We start from the raw sequence: 20,765 nt of genomic DNA on the forward strand, positions 1-20,765 counted from the left end.
TTAGTCACAAACCATTCCTGGCATGTCGCTATTCAGCTTTGGGCTTACGTAAGGGATACCCAAGTTCAGTCCGCGAAGAATTAGAATTAAGCCCACCAGCACCAGCAACTTCGGCACAAACTTGAGCCATGTTGCCGTGAAATTACTCTTGAACGAAAAGCCCAGATAAGCCGCACCGAGCATCATGGGGAAAGTACCTAAACCGAAAAGCGCCATATAGGCAGCTCCTCCATAAAAAGTACCCATCGAAATGGCCGCTACTAAAGCCATGTACACCAAACCGCAAGGCAAAAGACCATTCAATAAACCTAAACTCAGGTTTGACTTGAAATTATTGGTTTTGAGTAAACCACCTATTCGCCCCTTAATGCTTAAAAAAAGATTTTGAAGGGGCTTGATTTTAATATTGCTTGATAGTTTTCCGTTCAGAAGTAAGGCTCCGATGATAATTGTTGCGCCAGCCAAAACAGATAAGCCTTGTTGCACTCCGGCCATAGAAAGCATTTCGCCAAATAGGCCAGCAATTGCTCCTAAAAAACTGTAGGTAATCATTCGGCCAGTGTTATAGGCCAAGCGGTTGGCTACCCAAACCCTTTTCTTTTTTTCGTTTTGAGGAACTGCCCAAGCGATGGGTGCGCACATGCCTAAACAGTGCAGGCTACCAAAAAAGCCAAATGCCAGCGCTGTCCCTAAAAGCAACATTAGATTACGATATTAAACTCTTGATAATATTCCGTTCCTTTCGATTTCCATTCAATTTTCACCTTCCATGCACCAGAGGCAAGTTTTTTCGTATCGAAAATCTGCAATCCAGTTTCATCAAAGACCAAATCAAATTCTTTGTCCATACGAGCATTTGCCGAACGGAAAAAAGAAATTTTTCCTTCTTCCATAGCCTTCATGACTGAAAGTGGAAACCTTAGCTCAGCCTTACTTTCAATTCTAACCAATTTAAAATCAGGTTTTTCAGCCAAACTATTTACATTTTTCATGCGCTGAATTTGGCTTTCATAATCTAGTTCTTGTTCATAGTAATTATCAGCCACCAAATAGAAATCGGTGCTAACGCTTACGTAAACCATGGTCACCAGTAGCCCAACGAAACACACAAAACTGATTACTATTTTTGCCCCCCAATTCATTATTTAAACTTTATTGGCCCCAAGAAATTGGTCTTCATTTTATCTATCAAAACATCACCATGAAAAATACCTACAGTAATACTATTCTTATTGCCTTCCATTTCTGACTCGGGCAATCGCACAGTAAACACAGCATCCGCCTTTCCAGAACTCAAAAGTTTGATTTCGTTGCCTCCTACTACTTCTAAAATCCCACTTTCGTGATCAATTAACTGAAGGCTGACATTCATATCATCTACCGTTTTATTGATCAGCTGGATGTTATAAACATTCTGAATCTGATCATTCTCTACCTTCTGGTAAAGCATCCCCGGTGTCCTTAAAATGGTGGCTTGAATATCTGATCTGCTGGAAACAAAAATGGTTAATAAAGAGATAAGTATTACCAAAACGCCTGTATAACCCGCCACTCTTGGCGTGAAAATCTTTTTCTTTCCATCTGCAATGGAACTGTGCGATGCAATACGAATTAAACCCGTTGGTTTATCAATTTTCGTCATTACATCATCGCAGGCATCAATACAAGCGGTGCAGTTCACGCATTCAAGCTGAGTACCATTTCTGATATCGATTCCTGTTGGGCAAACATGCACACAAAGCTTGCAATCAATACAATCACCTTTATCGGCTTGAACTTCGGCCTTTTTCATTTTACCTCTAGGTTCGCCTCTGATCCAATCATACATTACTGCCATGGAATCGCGCACTAAAAGCACTCCCTGAAGTCTTCCGTAAGGACAAATGGCAATGCAAGCTTGTTCTCTCAGGTAAGCAAATACACCATAAAAAACTGCGCTAAAGGCAATCAAACCAAAAAATCCAGCCAGATTTTCGGTGGGTGATTGACTTACAATTTCCTGCACCTTCTCTATACCAATTAAGTATGCCATGACGGTATGCCCTATCAATACAGCTATGACTACAAAAATGCTATGCTTCAATAGTCGTTTCCTGATTTTCTCTCCGTTCCAAGGCATTTTAGCCAGTTTCCTTTGCTGGTTGGCATCACCTTCAATCCAATATTCAATTCTACGGAAAACCATTTCCATAAAAAGCGTTTGAGGACAAGCCCAGCCGCACCACACTCGGCCAAAAACTACGGTGAACAGAATGATGAAAACGAAGAAAGTAATTAGCCCTAGGGCGAAAATAAAGAAATCTTGAGGCCAGAAGACTGTCCCCAATATCACGAACTTTCGTTCGAAAATATTCATCATTAAAAAGGGCTGACCGTTGATTTTAATGAAAGGTCCTGCAAAAAGGATGGTAAGTAAGATTACCGAAACAATCTTACGGGCATTGAAAAACTTGCCTTTCGGTTTTTTTGGATAAACCCAAATTCTTTTCCCATGCTCATCTACCGTGGCTATACTGTCGCGGTATTCTTCGTCATATTCGTACAGCTCTTTCATTTCAACCCTCTTTAATAAATCAACGCCACCCTCTCTACTGTTCTTTGCTATTCGATTCTTCTACATACAATTCACCATCTGGAGGTAAAGCGCCAGGAGGATTGGTTCCTCTTAAACTCTTCACATAAGAAGCCACATTTTGTAAGCGGATTGGGTTTAACTTACTCTCCCATGCAATCATAGCAGTATTCGGCACACCATTTTTAATGGTATTATAAATATTAGTCATGCTTCCACCATGTCTCCAGTAGTCATCTGTCAGGTTAGGCCCAGCCAAACCGCCACCATCAGCCTTATGACACATACCGCACTGTGCTTCGAAGAATTTCTTACCATCGGCTAGTGCCTCAGCGTCATCAGCAAAAGGAACATTGCTTTCATCAAAGTCAATAACAAGAGTTTCCTCTTTTTGGCTTTTCGTAGCTTCTGCTAAAGCCATTGCAATTTCATACTCCTCTTCTTGTAAAGGTGAAGTTTTAAACACATGGAAAACCAAAAGATAAATTACAGCATAAACTACTGACAAGTAGAAAAGTGCTTTCCACCAAGGAGGCAAGTGATTATCTAGTTCCTTAATCCCATCATAATCATGGTCAAGCAAAATATCTTGCTCTTCCTCCAATGGCTTAAGATCATTCCATTTCATCCAAGTTTTAGCAAACCAGCTTGGTTCTTTTTCTAAACTTGCTTTCTTTTCTGGCGACATACCCTTGTTAACAATCGCTTTAAGCAACGACAGTAAACTCACCGCTAAAAGCATTACTAAAATCGCAACGACAATCAGTAAAACAACCACCACATAAAAGGCCGTAGTTGGAGAAACTCCAGAAGAATTCTCAGTTTGAGCCGCCAATGGTGCGCTAAACAATAATAGTGGCAGCAACAGGTATTTTGAACTCAGGTTTTTAATTATTGATTTTATCCTTTCCATGAGCTTAGTGGTTTTCATTTTTAAAATCAGGTGAGATAGTTGTTGCGTCATCAGCAAGAGGAATGTCACTCATTTCCTCCACATAGTCTTTCTTCATTCGCCATACATAAACCATTAGGCCAACAAAGAATACAAAGAAGATGGTAAGCGAAATGATCGGCCAAACCTCTACATTATGAATCTTTTCAAAATAGTGTTTGAACATGGCTTAAGGGTTTTGATCGTTAGATTTCACTTTAATATCTGTACCCAGTCTTTGTAGGTAAGCAATCAGGGCAACAATTTCAGCCTGCTCAGAAATTTCAATATCGCTGGCCGCCAAATCAGCAGTTATTTCCCTGGCCTGCTTCATCAAATCATCATTGGCAGTTGCCTCATAGCCTTCCGCATAAGGAACTCCCACTGTTCTGAGTGCCTTGATTTTGCCTGCGGTTTCGTCTAAATCAATGGACTGGGTGAACAACCAAGCATAAGGTGGCATAATAGAACCTGGCGAAGTTGAAGTAGGATCGAGCATGTGGTTGAAGTGCCATACATTGTTGTATTTACCTCCTACCCTATGCAAGTCTGGCCCCGTACGCTTAGACCCCCAAAGGAATGGGTGATCATATACAAACTCGCCTGCTTTAGAATATTCCCCATAACGCTCCGTTTCTGACCTAAACGGCCTCACCATTTGCGTATGACAGTTATTACAGCCTTCTTTGATGTATAAATCTCTTCCGTGAAGTTCGAGTGGAGTGTATGGTTTTACACTTTCAATAGTCGGAATATTAGACTTGATTAAGAAAGTAGGTACCATTTCTACCACCCCACCAATGACAATGGCCACTAAAGTAAGAGCGGTGAAAATTACTGGCTTTCTTTCCAATACAGCATGCCAGTGACCACCCACAATTTTCTTTTTCTCTAAAGCAGGAGCCTCTGCAGCTTCCTCTGCTATAAAGCTTCCCTGTTTGGCAGTTTTCACCAAGTTGTAAGCCATCATAATAGCCCCTGTTAAGTACAGTACTCCACCAACGGCCCTCATCATGTACATTGGTACAATTTGAGTTACCGTTTCTAAGAAGTTAGGGTATTCTAAAAAGCCTTCAGCATTAAAGCTTTTCCACATTAAGCTTTGCACCACACCAGCAGTGTAAAGCGGTAATGCATAGACGATAATCCCTAGTGTCCCAATCCAGAAGTGGGTGTTGGCCAATTTTGTAGAGTATAGTTTTGTGCCCCACATTCTTGGGATCATCCAGTACAACATACCGAAGATCAAGAATCCATTCCAACCTAAACCACCCACGTGAACGTGAGCAATAATCCAGTCGGTAAAGTGGGCAATAGCGTTTACGTTTTTAATCGAAAGCAATGGACCCTCTAGCGTGGCCATACCGTAGGCAGTAACTGCTACCACCATAAATTTCAAAACTGGGTCTTCACGAACCCTGTCCCAAGCCCCTCTTAATGTTAAAAGTCCGTTGAGCATACCGCCCCAAGAAGGAGCGATCAACATAATTGAAAATACAGTTCCTAAAGACTGCGCCCAGTTAGGTAAAGAAGTATACAACAGGTGGTGAGGACCCGCCCAGATATAAATAAATATGAGCGACCAGAAGTGAATAATCGAAAGCTTATAAGAGTAAACAGGTCTGTTGGCTGCCTTCGGCAGGAAATAATACATAATTCCCAAGAAAGGAGTGGTGAGGAAGAATGCCACTGCATTGTGTCCATACCACCATTGCACTAAAGCATCCTGTACACCTGCATACCATGAGTAACTTTTAAACATAGTTACTGGAATCTCAAATGAGTTCACTAAGTGCAATACCGCTACCGTAACAAATGTGGCAATGTAAAACCATATAGCTACATACATGTGGCGTTCTCTTCTTTTCAGAATCGTACCAATCATGTTAATCCCAAACACTACCCAGATGACCGTAATAGCAATATCGATAGGCCACTCAAGCTCAGCATACTCTTTAGAAGTACTCAGTCCCAAAGGCAGTGTGATTACAGCCGCCAAAATAATGAGTTGCCATCCCCAGAAGTGAATCCAACTTAGTCGATCACTAAACATGCGCGTTTTCAATAAGCGCTGCATAGAATAGTACACCCCGGCAAACATCGCATTACCCACAAATGCAAAAATTACTGCATTGGTGTGTAGCGGACGAATACGGCCGAAAGTGGTGAATTGAAGACCTAAATTAGCTTCGGGTAAAAAAAGCTGGGTGGCCATTAAAATACCCACCAACATACCTATCAGTCCAAAAGTGACTGTAGCGATGACGAAGTATTTGACAATTTTATTGTCGTACTTAAATTGCTGTAGTTCCATAATTTAAAAGGCGTGGTTATTCCTAAGTCTCTGCAAGGTAATTTTAACAAAAAATTTCCAACCTGACAGGTATTAGCCAAAAAGATGATATAAATCAGGTTTTTGAATTTGGACGTTAATCGTGGCTCAAATCAATACTACCAACTCAGAATTTAACATTATGATTTACAGTCGTTTGTTTGAATGAAGTGACCATTTCAAGTATATAAAACTCTTTGTACCTTATCCGACATTATGAAAACCACGAATATGAGAACCGCACTTAAGCTCGAAGAAATCGGCCTTTTATTGATCGTTTCCCTCGTCTATTTTGAGTTTTATGAAGGGGGGTGGGTACTTTTCGCCAGCTTATTTTTCGCACCTGACTTGGCCTTTTTGGCCATTATTGTAAATAAAAAAGTAGCAACGATTGCTTACAATGCTGCCCATCATAAAGGCTTAATTTCACTATTAATGATTCTTGGCTACCTGCTCTCTAATGAATTACTCATTCTTATTGGACTGATCTTTATGGCCCATTCTTGCTTCGATAGAATGATAGGCTATGGATTAAAATACTTCGACAGCTTTGACCATACCCATTTGGGTTGGATGGGAAAGAGTAAGCATAAGAATCTAGAAGTATAGGAGTTGGTTATTGGTTATTGGGAATGAGTTATTAGGGCTAGATCTGATATTTCGATTTAGTTCTCTTTATTTCCTTTCCCATTTCACTGGAATCAATAATAATGGAGAAAAATGGCGAGTCGATTTTTGCGTACTTCCCCTGCGAGGATTCTGATACAAAGAATATTTTCTCTCCAGTTAATTTTAATTTGACTTTATAAACTGGTGGTGTGAAAAACCGAATTCTATTTAGCGTCTCTACTTCCGTCCATTTATATGAGCGACCTTCTTCGTCTTGAATAATAATTTGAGTCAGAGATAACGAGACATTTCTGAACATCTTGTAATAAAGCAGATTCACTAAGATTAATACAACTCCAATAGCACAAAGGAGAAGGCTATCCAGTGCGTCAGTTAGTTGATATTCTGTTTCGCTTATAACTTTTTCTTGCGGGAAGAAGAAAATCACGCTACCAAAAACTAAAACAAAAACACCTATGATAATCAGTAAATGTTTGAGCAAAAATGTTTGAGTAGAGTTACTTTCAATCATGGGTCTTCAATCGATTTATCCATAAATCTAATAAGAAACCTTCATCATATCCTCTAACAATAATGGCAATTGCACAGTCTAAATGTTGCTCAAACCAATCCCCACCCCCCCCCCTTTTGCAAAAGGAGCAAGCTCCGAACAGGCTCTATTTATAATTATAAATGAAAATAAATACGCACGGTAAGCCTAGTAAAGTGTGGCAATCACACCGCTCTACTAAACAAATTTCTTCCGTTTTCTGGTTCGTAATAGGCATCGAAAAGGGCACAGATATTTCTGAGGAACATCATACCTTTACTGGTTACTTGATAGTTAAGGCAGAACTTCTCTACTAACCCCTCCTCAACCATTTGGTGGAAAGCGATATACTTTTCAGGATTAAGTTCAAGCACATCACGCATTTGAATCCGGGCACTGCAGGCAATATCAAGAATCATTTTTTTGGCCTCTATTTCAGGAACGGTCATCAAATGGCCTTTGAATATTGGAAATTCTCCAGCTTCTACTTTTGCTCGATAACCTTCAACAGACTTAACATTTTGTGCATACGCTACCCCAATATCCGAAATGGAAGACACTCCCAAACCAATCATAAAATTGGTTCTAGATTCGGTGTAACCCATAAAATTACGGTGTAACCTTCCTTTACTTCTGGCTTGGCAAAGCGGATCTTCAGGCAAAGCAAAATGATCCATTCCAATAGATTCGTAGCCCATATCTAACAACAAGGCTTGACCCAACATATTCAGTTTGTGTTTTTCTTCACCCTCAGGAATATGCTCTTCAGAATAGGCCCTTTGACCAGGTTTTACCCAAGGCACATGTGCATAGCTGTAAAAAGCAATGCGATCGGGTTTAAAGCGTTTGACCACATCCATAGTCTGTTTTATGCCATAAATGGTCTGAAAAGGCAAGCCATAAATCAGGTCGAAATTCACTGATGTGTAACCGATTTCTCTGGCTGCTTTAGTTACCTTTTCGATATTTTCTAAAGGCTGAAGTCGATTAATGGCCTTTTGCACTTTAAAATCTACATCCTGCACACCATAACTCACGCGGGTAAATCCTACATCATATAGCGCTACCAAATGTTCGTAAGTCGTATTGTTTGGATGGCCTTCAAAACTGAATTGGTAATCGGGATGTACATCTATCGTATCTAAAACTGACTCCATTAAATACCTCAAGTTCTCAGGAGAGAAAAACGTTGGTGTTCCTCCACCTAAATGAATTTCTCGTACCAATGGCTTCTTACCAAACAGGTCTAAATATAACCTCCACTCTTTGAGTAAAGATTCGATATAAGGTAATTCCACCTTATGATTGATAGTAATACGTGTGTTACAACCACAGTAAGTACAGAGTGATTCACAATAAGGCAAATGCAAATACAGGCTGATCCCCTCTTCCTTTGTTTGTTGAAAAGAAGCCTTAAGTCTTCCTTTATAATCATCAAGTTGAAAGGTATTTACATCCCACGCTGGCATTGTTGGGTAGCTGGTGTATCGTGGAACTGGCACATCATATTTCTTCACTAAATCAATCATCGTTTGCCTCCTTTTCTTTTTTGACGCGGTCTTCAAATAACATTCTCACAGAAGGTGAGTAAGTGTCATCGAATTGCCCAGATTTAACTGCCCAGAAAAAAGCAATTAAAAACGCAATAGCGACAACCAAACTGACCAAGATGAGTACGAGAATGACCGACATATTTATTTGAGTTTAATTTTTTTCGAAATCAGATTAATAGATGTAGTGGTAAAAACCACCACGGAAATACTACTTAAAGGCATAAGAATGGCAGCAACGAGAGGCGTTAACTCTCCAGCCACAGCCAAACTAATCCCTACACAGTTATAGAGTAATGACAGTATAAAACTAGCCACAACCACTTTTCTACCCGCATGCGCTAGTTTAATGAACTTATCTAGGTCCATTAAATTTGATGCTTTTAAAATAGCATCGCTGGCAGGTGAAAAGAGCGACACATCTTCGGTAATGGCAATGCCCACCTTGCTCTGCTGTAAAGCACCAGCATCGTTAAGGCCATCGCCTAACATGATTACGGCATTGTCATTTGCTTGAATTTCTTTAATGGCCTTCAGTTTATCCTCTGGGCTTTGGTTAAAACGTAAGGTTGAACCTACCGGAAACATCGACTTAAGGCGTTCGGCTTCTTTGTCATTATCGCCAGAAAGCACCTGAAACTTGAATTTGCTTTTCAATGCATCCAGCAAAGCATTTAAGCCTTTTCTATAAGTAGCCTCAAAGCTGAAGTAGCCTTTGTAATCGTCACCAATGCTAACATGCACCTGAGTGGCATTATTCTCTTGATTTTTTTCTACCCCTAAAAATTTTGCAGCACCTACTTTTATGGTCAAACCGCTAACGATTACAACAAAGCCCTTACCTTCTATTTCTTCAAAAGACTCTATGTTGTAATCAAAGCCTTTCGCTTCAGTAAACTGCTTTATCCATCTGCTCAACGGGTGTGTACTACTCGCCACTGCGGTATGGATTAACGCCTTTTCGGCTTCCGAAAGCTCAGAGCCACAGAATTTCAATGCTTCACCTTGCGTTTCGGTAATGGTTCCTGTTTTATCGAATACGATTGTATTCGTGGCGTTTATTTTTTCAATGACATCTGCATTTTTCAGGTAGAAATGATTTCTGCCAAAAACACGCATAATACTTCCCATGGTAAATGGTGTGGAAAGAGCCAAAGCACAAGGGCAAGCAATAATAAGGACAGCCGTAAACACCAACCAAGTTTGGCTTGGGTCAGTTATTTGCCAAAAAATGGCTGAAGAAACGGCTACTAAAAGCACTAATACTGTAAAGTAGCGACTCACTTTATCAATTAGCTTGGTATGGACTTCCTTCTCGCCAAAAGCATCATTGTTCCACAATTGGGTAAGGTAACTCTGAGAAACTTCTTTCTGAATAACAAAACGGACCTGCTTCCCTACTTGCCTTCCTCCAGCATACACATAATCACCCTTCTTGCGAGTAACAGGAACAGACTCACCCGTTACAAAACTGTAATCGATTGAAGCGTAATCGTCAATTAAAATGGCATCGGCAGGGAGCACCTCACCATTTCGGAGTAACACTTCATCCCCTTTCTTCAATTCCTTTACAGGCACTGGTTCAAAAGCATCATTGATTCTCTTTTGAACCGCTAAGGGAAAGTAGGATTGATAATCACGATCGAAGGAAAGGGATTCGTAAGTTTTACCTTGAAACCATTTCCCTATCAATAGGAAAAACACCAAGCCGACCAACGAATCGAAATAACCCGGGCCGACATCGGCAATTACTTCGTAGCTACTTCGAACAAAAAGAGCCAATAAACCTATGGCAATCGGCACATCAATATTAGCGAATTTTTGTTTTGCGCTTTTCAAGGCAGAAGTGAAATATTCACCCCCAGCATAAAAAACGACTGGTAAGGAAAGCGCCAAGCTTAAATACCTGAAAAAACTTCGATATTCTTCTTCAACCCCAGCGATACCCAGGTAATCGGGGAAGCTGAGCAACATGACATTTCCAAAACAAAAACCCGCAATTCCAATTTTGATCAGTAATTGCTTATCGAAAGTCTTCTGTGGTTTTTTAGATTCGTCTGAATCCTTGAGGTTAATCTGTGGTCCATAGCCAATCGAATCGAGCATTTCGGCCAGCTGGCGCAAACTCATTTCGTCTGACTTATAATTAACCGTAAGTTTTTTTGAAGAGAAGTTAATAACCGAATCGAGGACTGCTGGTTTCAGACGATCCAGATTTTCTAATAACCATATGCATGAACTGCAATGAACATTCGGGATGTGCAAGGTAACCCGCTGAAATCCTTCCCCTTCAAAATCAAGCACTTCTCTTTTAATCGACTCATTATCCAAAAAATCAAAAAGAGAATGTTCAGCCTTGTCTCTTACGGTAAATCCAGGTGTGTTTTCCATGGAGTAATAATCACAGAGATCATTACTGCTTAGGATTTCATAAACTGTTTTACATCCATTACAACAAAAGCTATGTTCTTCAAAGGTCAATTTACCTTCAAGGCAATCTTCTCCACAGTGATAACAATGTGTTTCATTTTTCACTATAGTGCTTACGAAATTCACTTCTTATAGATGAACAAAGGCGAACTTTTTGCTCTACAATCTGCAATTGTTTTAGGACAAGCTAATATTTCTTCTCCCAAATCAGTGCCGGTCAAAATCATTGCCTTGTCATTATCTGAATTAAGTTCATTAAAAAACTCATTAATAGTATCCTCTACCATAAGCTGCATTCCAATATTTGGAAAGGCCATTTTCAGGTAATCGACAAAGAATTTTTCGTTCTCGGTCTGTTCTTCGTCTTCAGGGAAGTTAAATAATACTGAAAGTGGAAGTTCCGCCAAATCTGGTTTGAAAATTTTAAGGAAATCTTTTACGATATGCAGTGAATGATGCTCAGGTTCGTGTACCATGATTAAACGATCTACTTTGGCATTCTTGGGCAGTACTAAAACAGGACAGTTTACTCTGTGAATCAGTCCCGTTAATTCAACCCAGCCATTGTCATTCCGGAAAATAGAAGAGTCTACGATGAACAAATCCGCAACGCCAGAAAGGCCCGCAAGGCTTGATTCGGTCAGTTCAGATTTAAATACTTCCGCATTTACATTTGAAGAAACCTTCAATCCCTCCACTTCTAATTCAAATTCTAATTTTTTCAATAGATTCAGAGAATCTGTAGAACGACTTGAGTAAGTGGCTGCCTCTATTAGCTCATTTTCTGTGCCCCCATCTACACATAAAAAAGTGAAGAAATACTCATTCATCGGATTCAGAAAAGCATCTATCCTTTGATAAAGCGCTTCTAGATCACTTTGAATTCCCGCCCCGATTAAAATCTTCTGTTTCACATCCTTTAATTCAGATTACCACTGAAACAAAGGTAGATTTAAGGAGCTGAGATAGTGTTGATACGCATCAGAGAAAACCATGACAAAAGTCATGTTTTCTAGCCATAGAAATCGGCCTCGTGGAGCAATTTATCAGCGTCAAGCACCTTAATTTTCTTTCCTTCCAAAGCAATCATCTTATCTGATTTGAATTCGGAAAGCAATCGAATAACGGTTTCAGTGGCTGTTCCTACAATATTAGCCAAGTCCTCTCGACTCAATACAATATCGATTACATCGCTACCTTCCCCCTCCATACCGTAAGTTTCCTTAAGCATAAGAATAGTGGCAGCCAGTCTTTCTCTCACAGACTTTTGTGATAATTGAGCAAGTTTAGTTTCCATGATACCTAAATCATGGCAAACGGCTTTCATGAGTTTACCGAAAAATTCAGGATTAGAATTTAGCACTTTTAAAAAATCACTTTTTGGAATGAAACAGATGGCTGCTGGCTCCAAGACGGTTGCGGAGGCTCCGTAGAATTCTTCACTTAGCAATGATCTATAACCTAGAAAATCACCCTTCTGGGCAATGAAAAGGATCTGCTCCTTTCCGTTAGACCCCATTTTAAATACCTTGACCTTACCACTATTAATGCAGAAAATCCCCATTGGGCGTGTTCCTTCGTAAAAAAGGGTCTGATTTTTTTTATAAGTAACACATGACTTGTGTTCACTTAAAATCTCCAACTCCGTTTCCTCCAGGCTCGAAAAATGAGAATCACCTCTAGACTGACATGCAATACATTGGAGTTGGATTTTCGTATTTTTTATGGACATAAGAAATTTCGATTATACCTAAAGGTATAGAAGTATTTAAGGATAAACAAGCATCATTCCTAACATTCTAACCAGCCAATTGCCCGACTCCAAATAGCACTACATAGAGCAAAGTAGTAAGGGCCATTTGCTTTAGAAAAGGGTCTAATTTTGAAGATTTGGTGTGTTGCTTCACTGCTTTGGCATTCTTAATTAAACCTGGCAAAGCCAATATAATGATCAATTGCCAATAGCTCGTGTAATTAATTAAAACATAGACAAGCCCCAAAATGAAGCCAGTCCCCAGTAAGAACCAATGATAGATTATCGCTTTTTTTCTCCCCAAACGAACTGGGACAGAAATTTTACCAGCCTCCTTGTCAGATTCAATATCACGGATGTTGTTTACATTCAGTACCCCTACTGAGAACAGCCCAGTAGAAATAGCGGGTAGTAAATATTCCCATTTCAATTCTTGTTCATATAAATAGGCCGACCCCATTACACCAACAAGCCCAAAAAAGATTAACACGCTGATGTCGCCCAAGCCCATATAGCCATAAGGCTTATAGCCAGCAGTGTAGGTAATGGCAGCAAGAATGGCCAAAACTCCCAAGCCCAAAAAGAAGCCAAATACCTCTGGCGACCAGCCAAAGGCCAAATAAATCAAGCCAATTCCAGAAAGAAGTGACAACGCAGAAAAGAGTATGATAGCATTGCGCATGGCCTTCAAAGAAATTACTCCTGATTGAACGGCTCTTGATGGCCCTGTTCTCTTATGTCCGTCAGCTCCATGAACTGAATCGCCATAGTCGTTGGCTAAATTTGAAAGTACTTGAAGTAGAATGGTGGTTAAGGCACAAAGCGCAAAAACTCCCGCGCTAAATTGACCAGCAGAAGCCGCTAAAAAAGCGCCCATTCCTATACTGGCCAAGGCCAAGGGAAGCGTACGTAGCCTAAAAGCTTTAACCCAATGCTTCATTTTTAATTATAAAGTTCCAGTAATGGCCTCGTCCAGTGGGGTTACTGATGATGGAAAGAATGCGACTACTTTCCCGTTTTCATCAATCAAGTATTTACAGAAATTCCAGTTGGGTGCTTTGCCCGATTCTTTTTCTAACCATTCGTAAAGCAATGCTCTGTCCTTTCCGAGTACTGAAATTTTTTCGAACATTTGGAAAGTAACTCCAAATTTAGCGGTGCAAAATTGTTGAATCGCTAGGTTAGAACCAGGTTCTTGTCCACCAAAATTATTGGCAGGAAAACCCAAAACCACTATTTTGTCCCCGTAAGCCTCGTGTAAATTCTGAAGGTCTTCGTATTGCGGAGTAAAACCGCATTCAGAAGCTACATTTACCACCAACACCTTTTTACCTTTAAACTCGCTCAAGGAAATTTCTTTTCCTTCAATGGTCTTCATTTTAAAGTCGTAGAAACTCATCTCTTTTGGTTTTGGATTGAAGATATTGAGCAATAAAAATAGGCTTAAAAAGAAATACATATTACATGCGATTTGGAACGTTTATCCCCAGTAAGCTCATGTTTACCTTAATTGTTTGAGCGGCCAAAGCCGAAAGCCCGACACGGAATTTACGCTTTTCCAAGTCAACTTCACTAAAGATTGATACTTCGGCATAAAAGCGATTGTATTCTTTGGCGATGTCGTAAACGTATTGGGCTATTACGGCCGGAGAATACTCATTTGCTGCCAAATCCAGTTTCTCTGAATATTGACTGATGGCGTAAATCAAATCTTTCTCAGTGTCGTGTAAATCAGTGATTTGGCTATAATCAATGGCAGCAATATCAATATCAAGCTGCACTGCCTTGCGTACAATGGCACTAATTCTAGCGTAAGTATATTGAATAAAAGGCCCTGTATTCCCTTGAAATTCAATCGACTCTTCTGGGTTGAAAAGCATGCGTTTTCTCGGGTCAACCTTGAGCAAAAAGTACTTAATGGCACCCAAACCTAATGTTTCATAAAGCTTACCTGCTTGTTCTTCGGTAAAGCCTTCAATCTTGCCCAGCTCCTCAGTTCTACTTTTGGCAGTGTCGGCCATTTGCTGAATCAAATCATCGGCATCTACTACCGTTCCTTCTCTCGATTTCATTTTTCCTGAAGGAAGGTCTACCATGCCATAAGACAAATGATAACAAGCCTCTGCCCATTTGTAACCCAATTTTTTCAGGATAAGGAAAAGTACCTTAAAATGGTATTCCTGCTCGTTTCCAACGGTATAAATAAGTTGAGAAAGTTCAGGATAGTCTTCATAACGCATAATGGCGGTGCCAATATCTTGCGTCATATATACTGAAGTACCATCACTTCTCAATAATAGTTTTTGATCTAAACCTTCATCGGTTAAGTCTACCCAAATAGAACCATCCTCCTTCTTATAGAAAACTCCTTTTTCAAGGCCTTCCATTACACGGTCGCGGCCAATGAGATAAGTTTCACTTTCGTAATAAAGCTTATCAAAGTCAACGCCCATGCGTTGGTAAGTATCTTCAAAACCAGCGTATACCCAACCGTTCATTTTTTCCCAAAGGGCATAAACTTCAGGTTCCTTGGCTTCCCACTTTAAAAGCATTTCTTGTGCCTCAACAAAAATAGGAGCCTGCTTTTCAGCGGCTTCTTTGTCTATTCCATCGGCAACAAGGGTTGCAATCTCTTCTTTATAAGCTTTATCAAAAGCCACATAATATTTTCCCACCAAGTGGTCACCTTTGATGCCCGCAGTTTCTGGTGTCTCGCCTTCGCCAAACTTCAGCCAAGCAACCATTGACTTACAAATGTGAATACCACGATCGTTAATGATCTGCACTTTCACTACTTTGTTGCCATTCGCCTTTAAGATTCTAGCAACTGAATTACCCAAAAAGTTATTTCTCAGGTGGCCTAAGTGAAGTGGTTTATTTGTGTTGGGTGATGAATATTCCACCACCACAGTTCTATTTTTGTCTTCAATATTGAAAACAGGAGAGGCCCATACATTGGCTCCATCGAAAATTTTGGCAAACAAATCGACTTGCGATCCTTCTGAAAGTTCCAAGTTTAAAAAACCCTTCACCACATTATAATCGGCCACGACATTAGAGACATTAGCCTTCAAGTATTCGCCAATGGCTTGCCCTGTTTGCTCTGGATTTAGCTTAGAAATTCTTCCAAAAGGAAAAGTGACCAAGGTGTAAGTTCCAGCAAAGTCTTTTCTTGTGGGTTGTAAAGCAATCTCTTCAGCAGAAATTGTATGATTGTATAATGCTGCAAAGGCAGCCGAGATTCCTTCTTTAATTTTCAATTCCATTCCTAGAAATTCTGGATCAATGACGCAGCTGTGGCTTCGAGAATTTCGAAGGCATTATTAGCCATTCTGTTTTCAGTGTCCAAAGTTGGGTTAACCTCTACGATTTCCCAACAACAAACACGCTTATCTTTGATTAATTCGATGTTTAACTCTAATGCTTGCTCCTTTGTAAGCCCTTCCGGAACGGGTGTACCAGTGCCAACTGAAACTGAAGTATCTAAACTGTCCACGTCAAAGGAGATATAGATCTGATCGCAATCTTTCAATATTTCCATCGCTTCTTTAGAAACTTGCTGAACACCCTTTTCGGTAACTTCAGCAGTAGTAAAATTCTTAATGCCGTGCTTTTTAATCAGGTAGTCTTCCTCTGGTTCTGTATCACGTACACCAATAAAAACGATGTCTTCAGGCTTCATTTTTGGACCGCGCATACCAATAGACTTGATGCGCTCCCAAAGGGCTTCTGTTTCTTCTTCAATATCGTTCTGCTCGCATTCAATATTGTCGGTTGCTGTGGCCATTGCCAAAGGCATGCCGTGCATATTGCCAGAAGGTGTAGTATAAGGCGAATGAAAGTCAGCATGAGCGTCAATCCAAATGGCCCCTAATCGTTTATCAGGGTCGGCCTTTTTAATCCCTGCAATAGTACCTGCTGCCGTAGAATGATCACCTGCCAATACAATTGGGAAGAGACCTTCAGCACGAAGATCACTTACAGCATCACACACTCTTTTGAGTACCGTATAAACGCCTTCTCCATATTTGGCATTTTTGAACTTTGGCTCTTGAAACAAGAGGTCGTTTTCATTTTTTACCCTGATGGGCTGAAAACGTAAAAAGAAGTCGGAATGCTGACCTAAGCTAGCCACTTTCATGGCATCAATCCCCAAACTCGCTCCTCGCGTACCAGCCGCCAACTCTGATCTTACCTCAACTAAGCGAATCTTTCTCATGCTTTAAATACTTTAATTACCAACCTAATACGTAAGCAAAAACCAGAGGCGCTACAATTGTAGCGTCTGATTCAATAATAAACTTAGGTGTATCCATGTCTAACTTACCCCATGTAATTTTTTCGTTCGGAACTGCTCCAGAATAAGACCCATAACTTGTAGTAGAGTCGGAAATTTGGCAGAAATAACTCCAGAAAGGAATTTTATCCATTTCCATGTCTTGGTAAAGCATCGGCACCACACAAATAGGAAAGTCGCCTGCAATACCTCCACCAATTTGGAAGAAGCCCACTCCTTTTCCCTCTGAATTCTTCACGTACCAATCGGCCAAGAATGTCATGTATTCGATCCCTGATTTCATGGTTGAAGGCTTCAATTCACCTTTTATGCAGTAGGAAGCAAAAATATTTCCCATGGTAGAATCTTCCCAGCCCGGAACAATTATTGGGATGTTCTTTTGAGCTGCGGCTAACATCCAGCTGTTGGCTGGATCAATTTCGTAAAACTGCTCTAAGTCACCAGAAAGCAACATTTTATACATGTACTCATGTGGCAAAAACCTTTCTCCAGCTTCTTCGGCACCTTTCCATTGTTTAAAGATTTTAGACTGCAAACGCCTAAATGCTTCTTCTTCAGGGATACATGTATCAGTAACACGGTTCAAGCCTTGTTCTAATAAATCCCACTCATCTTGTGGGGTTAAATCTCTATAATTGGGAACCCTTTTGTAATGCGAGTGCGCTACAAGGTTCATAATATCCTCTTCCAGATTGGCGCCAGTACACGAAATGATGGCCACCTTGTCTTGACGAATCATTTCAGCAAACGATTTCCCTAATTCAGCAGTACTCATAGCGCCTGCAAGTGTCACCATCATTTTTCCGCCCTCGGCTAAATGAGTGTTGTAGCCTTTGGCGGCATCAACTAGGCTGGCTGCGTTAAAATGGAGATAATGCTTTTCAATAAAGTCGGATATCGGTTTCTGAGACATATTCATTTAATTTTTAACGGTTCTAATTAGACTCAAATTGGTCATGGAACGGTCTGCAATTTGCTAAAAATCGTTGACTATTTCATATTGAAATACCATTCTCTGCCAGGCCTGTAAACTCCGTTTGTATTACTAACTCCGAAAAAGAAGTATGGAAAGCAAAATAGCCTTATAAGCAACTTATTATCAATTCATTAAGGCTGAAAACAACAGCATTTTTCAATTACACAAGACCTTCCATAACCAGTATCTCATTTTTTTTTGGTTTACGAATTAACATTTGATTGGCAAGCTTTCTTTTAAAAGTTTAGAAATATCTAATATTGCAGCTTTCGAATTTAGTAAAAGCGGTAGATGAAAAGTTATTTCGACCTTATTGACCAGACCTTTGATTTTCCAACAGAAGAGTTTAAGGTAAATGGCAAGTACTTAGAGTTTCATGATGTTCCATTGAAGGACATTATAAAAGAACACGGAACGCCCCTGAGGCTTACTTATCTCCCCAAGATTTCGGAAAATATTCAAAAAGCCAGAAAATGGTTCGAAAATTCAATAAAGAAGCATAAATACCAAGGAGATTATACTTATTGCTACTGCACCAAGTCATCTCATTTTAGCTTCGTGTTGGACGAAACGATCAAAAATGGCTGCCAATTAGAAACTTCTTCAGCTTTCGATATCCCGATCATAAGGAGTCTTCATGCGAAAGGGAAAATTGACAAAGACATTCTAATTATATGCAACGGTTTTAAGCGGCCACTTTATACACAGTATATTTCTGAGTTGATCAATGACGGGTTTACCAATTGTATGCCAGTGTTGGACAACATGAATGAGCTGGATGTATACAAGGATTTAATCAAAGAGGATTTTCAGGTAGCGCTTCGTGTAGCGGCAGATGAAGAACCTAACTTTGAATTCTATACCTCGCGATTGGGAATTCGCTATGGCGACATTACCGATTATTACAAAGAGCACATTGAAGGTAGCCGCGCTACATTAAAAATGCTTCACTTCTTTATCAATACAGGCATTAAAGACACTGCTTACTACTGGAGTGAATTGAGCCGCTTTATGTACAAGTATTGTGAACTTAAAAAGATTTGTCCATCGTTAGACACGATTGATATTGGCGGTGGTTTCCCGATTAAAACTTCCCTTACATTCGAATACGACTACCAATATATGGTAGATCAAATTATAGAAAATATTAAGTGGATTTGTAATAAGAGCAACGTGCCTGTTCCAAATATTGTTACTGAATTTGGAAGTTTCACCGTAGGTGAAAGTGGTGCATTTATCTACTCTATCCTAGATCAGAAATTACAAAACGACAAAGAGCTTTGGTACATGATTGATGGTTCTTTCATTACTCATTTACCTGATGCTTGGGGCTTAAGCCAAAAGTACATTTTGCTGGCCATCAATAAATGGGACCACCCTTTCCATAAGGTAAATATGGGCGGTCTTACTTGTGATAGTATGGATTACTATAACTCTGAAGCACATACTTCAGAAGTGTTTATGCCACTGATTGAAGAAGATGAAAATCTATATGTTGGTTTCTTCCATACGGGAGCTTACCAAGAATCATTGGGCGGCTATGGCGGTATTCAGCATTGCTTAATTCCTGCTCCAAAACACGTATTGATTGACCATGATGAAAATGGAAAGATCAGAAGCCGTGTATTTGCTGCAGAGCAGATCGAAGAAAGTATGCTGAAGATTTTGGGCTACTAGAAAGGTGTTTACGTGCGGAGAAGCACTTAAACTTCAAAGTAAAAAAATAAAAACGGGAACCAGGGTGAATTCACAACTTGGTTCCCGTTTTACTTTTGCACTAAGTCTAAAGTAGGGCTTTCACATTCTCTGGTGGGCGACCTAAAACGGCTTTATCTCCTTTCACCACAATTGGTCTTTCGATAAGCTTTGGGTATTCCACCATCGCAGCAATCCATTCGTCTTCAGTTAAGGTTTTACCCTTGAACTTATCTTTATAAATAGCCTCTGATTTACGTACAATTGCTTCAGCCTCCATTCCTAATTTTTTAAGAATTTCTCGTAATTGATCTTCCGAAGGAATTTCTTTCAAATACTCCACTATGGTAAGCATTTCACCGCTTTCTTTAATTAATTGAAGCGTTTGCCGACTTTTTTGACAACTGGGGTTATGATATATTTTCAACATATTTTAAGGTTTTAAATTTCTAATTGAGCAATTTTAAAGAGTGCTGTTCATCTCTCGAATCAGCCTGATCTAAACTTCAAAAATAGAAATATGACCGCTGACTTACGTTATCCAATTGGAAAATTTGATCCTCCCGCCAATATTACGTCTTCTGATGTTCACGGATACATTCAAAGAATTAAGGATACTCCTGAAAAACTCAAAAAAGCAGTTGAAGGTTTAACAGAAGCGCAACTCAACACCCCTTATCGCCCCGAAGGCTGGACAGTAAGGCAAGTTATTCACCACATGGCCGACAGTCATATGAATGCTTTTATCCGATTCAACTGGGCTTTGACAGAAGATTCTCCGCGCATAAAAGCCTATGATGAACAAGCTTGGGCGGAGTTACCTTATCAGAATCACATGCCCTTGGAAGTTTCTTTAAACCTGACAGCGAACCTACACGAGCGTTGGGTATTTTTACTCAAAAGTATGTCGGAAGAAGACTTCAATCGAAGCTACATTCACCCTGAAGGAAACAAGGTATATGTACTTAGAAAAGTAGCGGCCATGTATGCTTGGCATGGCGATCACCACATTGCACATATTACTTCATTGAGAGAAAGAATGCGTTGGAAATAGATTTTGGTACTTTAGT

The 20,765-nt window shown here is 40.0% G+C and carries 21 protein-coding genes; 3 read left to right on the top strand and 18 right to left on the bottom strand.

Going from position 1 to position 20,765, the window contains the following annotated elements; translation table 11 throughout:
* The 6 genes from VOI17_RS11280 to ccoN are packed head-to-tail and all read right to left on the bottom strand — an operon-like array spanning position 1 to position 5,817.
* A complete protein-coding gene (locus tag VOI17_RS11280) occupies positions 1-702 on the bottom strand; it encodes a sulfite exporter TauE/SafE family protein (RefSeq protein ID WP_323757326.1) in 702 nt (233 codons plus the stop codon).
* A complete protein-coding gene (locus VOI17_RS11285; RefSeq protein ID WP_323757327.1) occupies positions 702-1,142 on the bottom strand; it encodes a FixH family protein in 441 nt (146 codons plus the stop codon). Before VOI17_RS11285 ends, VOI17_RS11280 begins: the two co-directional genes overlap by 1 nt.
* Positions 1,142-2,554, bottom strand: a complete 1,413-nt coding sequence (gene ccoG / locus VOI17_RS11290; protein WP_323757328.1) for a cytochrome c oxidase accessory protein CcoG — start codon at positions 2,552-2,554, stop codon at positions 1,142-1,144. The genes VOI17_RS11285 and ccoG overlap by 1 nt, the downstream gene beginning before the upstream one ends.
* Positions 2,555-2,588: 34 nt before the next feature.
* A complete protein-coding gene (locus tag VOI17_RS11295) occupies positions 2,589-3,503 on the bottom strand; it encodes a cbb3-type cytochrome c oxidase N-terminal domain-containing protein (protein WP_323757329.1) in 915 nt (304 codons plus the stop codon).
* On the bottom strand, positions 3,490-3,690 hold the full coding sequence (locus tag VOI17_RS11300) for a cytochrome C oxidase Cbb3 (RefSeq protein WP_323757330.1): 201 nt from the start codon (positions 3,688-3,690) through the stop codon (positions 3,490-3,492). The genes VOI17_RS11295 and VOI17_RS11300 overlap by 14 nt, the downstream gene beginning before the upstream one ends.
* A 3-nt stretch (positions 3,691-3,693) precedes the next feature.
* Positions 3,694-5,817: a cytochrome-c oxidase, cbb3-type subunit I gene (gene ccoN / locus VOI17_RS11305; protein WP_323757331.1), complete on the bottom strand. Its 2,124-nt coding sequence runs from the start codon at positions 5,815-5,817 to the stop codon at positions 3,694-3,696.
* A gap of 249 nt (positions 5,818-6,066) precedes the next feature.
* Between ccoN and VOI17_RS11310 the strand changes: the two genes are divergently transcribed.
* On the top strand, positions 6,067-6,444 hold the full coding sequence (locus VOI17_RS11310; protein ID WP_323757332.1) for a DUF4260 domain-containing protein: 378 nt from the start codon (positions 6,067-6,069) through the stop codon (positions 6,442-6,444).
* 37 nt (positions 6,445-6,481) lie between these two features.
* Here the strand turns inward: VOI17_RS11310 and VOI17_RS11315 are convergent, their stop codons facing one another.
* From VOI17_RS11315 to VOI17_RS11365, 11 genes are all read right to left on the bottom strand, one after another.
* A complete protein-coding gene (locus VOI17_RS11315) occupies positions 6,482-6,976 on the bottom strand; it encodes a hypothetical protein (RefSeq protein ID WP_323757333.1) in 495 nt (164 codons plus the stop codon).
* Between the two features lie 203 nt (positions 6,977-7,179).
* Entirely contained in the window at positions 7,180-8,523 is a 1,344-nt protein-coding gene (gene hemN / locus VOI17_RS11320; protein WP_323757334.1) for an oxygen-independent coproporphyrinogen III oxidase, read from the bottom strand.
* Positions 8,516-8,686, bottom strand: a complete 171-nt coding sequence (gene ccoS / locus VOI17_RS11325; RefSeq protein WP_323757335.1) for a cbb3-type cytochrome oxidase assembly protein CcoS — start codon at positions 8,684-8,686, stop codon at positions 8,516-8,518. The genes hemN and ccoS overlap by 8 nt, the downstream gene beginning before the upstream one ends.
* Before the next feature lie 2 nt (positions 8,687-8,688).
* Positions 8,689-11,100 carry a heavy metal translocating P-type ATPase gene (locus tag VOI17_RS11330; RefSeq protein WP_323757336.1) on the bottom strand — a complete coding sequence of 804 codons (2,412 nt, stop codon included), beginning with the start codon at positions 11,098-11,100 and terminating at the stop codon, positions 8,689-8,691.
* The gene (locus VOI17_RS11335; RefSeq protein WP_323757337.1) at positions 11,097-11,888 is read right to left on the bottom strand and encodes a hypothetical protein; all 792 of its coding nucleotides are present in this window, start codon (positions 11,886-11,888) and stop codon (positions 11,097-11,099) included. Before VOI17_RS11335 ends, VOI17_RS11330 begins: the two co-directional genes overlap by 4 nt.
* A gap of 98 nt (positions 11,889-11,986) precedes the next feature.
* Positions 11,987-12,706: a Crp/Fnr family transcriptional regulator gene (locus tag VOI17_RS11340; protein ID WP_323757338.1), complete on the bottom strand. Its 720-nt coding sequence runs from the start codon at positions 12,704-12,706 to the stop codon at positions 11,987-11,989.
* Between the two features lie 67 nt (positions 12,707-12,773).
* The gene (locus VOI17_RS11345; RefSeq protein WP_323757339.1) at positions 12,774-13,667 is read right to left on the bottom strand and encodes a 1,4-dihydroxy-2-naphthoate polyprenyltransferase; all 894 of its coding nucleotides are present in this window, start codon (positions 13,665-13,667) and stop codon (positions 12,774-12,776) included.
* Between the two features lie 6 nt (positions 13,668-13,673).
* Complete coding sequence (locus tag VOI17_RS11350; protein WP_323757340.1) at positions 13,674-14,186, bottom strand: glutathione peroxidase; 513 nt, start codon at positions 14,184-14,186, stop codon at positions 13,674-13,676.
* Position 14,187: 1 nt separating this feature from the next.
* Complete coding sequence (gene argS, locus VOI17_RS11355; protein ID WP_323757341.1) at positions 14,188-15,993, bottom strand: arginine--tRNA ligase; 1,806 nt, start codon at positions 15,991-15,993, stop codon at positions 14,188-14,190.
* Positions 15,994-15,995: 2 nt separating this feature from the next.
* A complete protein-coding gene (gene rocF, locus VOI17_RS11360; RefSeq protein WP_323757342.1) occupies positions 15,996-16,946 on the bottom strand; it encodes an arginase in 951 nt (316 codons plus the stop codon).
* Between the two features lie 16 nt (positions 16,947-16,962).
* Complete coding sequence (locus tag VOI17_RS11365) at positions 16,963-17,937, bottom strand: deoxyhypusine synthase family protein (RefSeq protein WP_323757343.1); 975 nt, start codon at positions 17,935-17,937, stop codon at positions 16,963-16,965.
* A 354-nt stretch (positions 17,938-18,291) separates the two neighbouring features.
* On the opposite strand from VOI17_RS11365, the gene VOI17_RS11370 reads away from it, so the two are divergent.
* Positions 18,292-19,677 (top strand): arginine decarboxylase, encoded by a 1,386-nt coding sequence (locus VOI17_RS11370; protein ID WP_323757344.1) that lies wholly within the window; start codon positions 18,292-18,294, stop codon positions 19,675-19,677.
* A gap of 106 nt (positions 19,678-19,783) precedes the next feature.
* Here VOI17_RS11370 and arsC read toward each other — a convergent pair whose 3' ends face one another.
* Entirely contained in the window at positions 19,784-20,125 is a 342-nt protein-coding gene (gene arsC / locus VOI17_RS11375) for an arsenate reductase (glutaredoxin) (protein WP_323757345.1), read from the bottom strand.
* A gap of 90 nt (positions 20,126-20,215) precedes the next feature.
* Here arsC and VOI17_RS11380 point away from each other — a divergent pair, with 90 nt between their 5' ends.
* Positions 20,216-20,749, top strand: coding sequence for a YfiT family bacillithiol transferase (locus VOI17_RS11380; RefSeq protein ID WP_323757346.1), 534 nt, complete (start codon positions 20,216-20,218; stop codon positions 20,747-20,749).
* Positions 20,750-20,765 lie beyond the last annotated feature (16 nt).

The sequence above is a fragment of the Roseivirga sp. genome, assembly GCF_034669765.1.
GTDB lineage: Bacteria > Bacteroidota > Bacteroidia > Cytophagales > Cyclobacteriaceae > Roseivirga.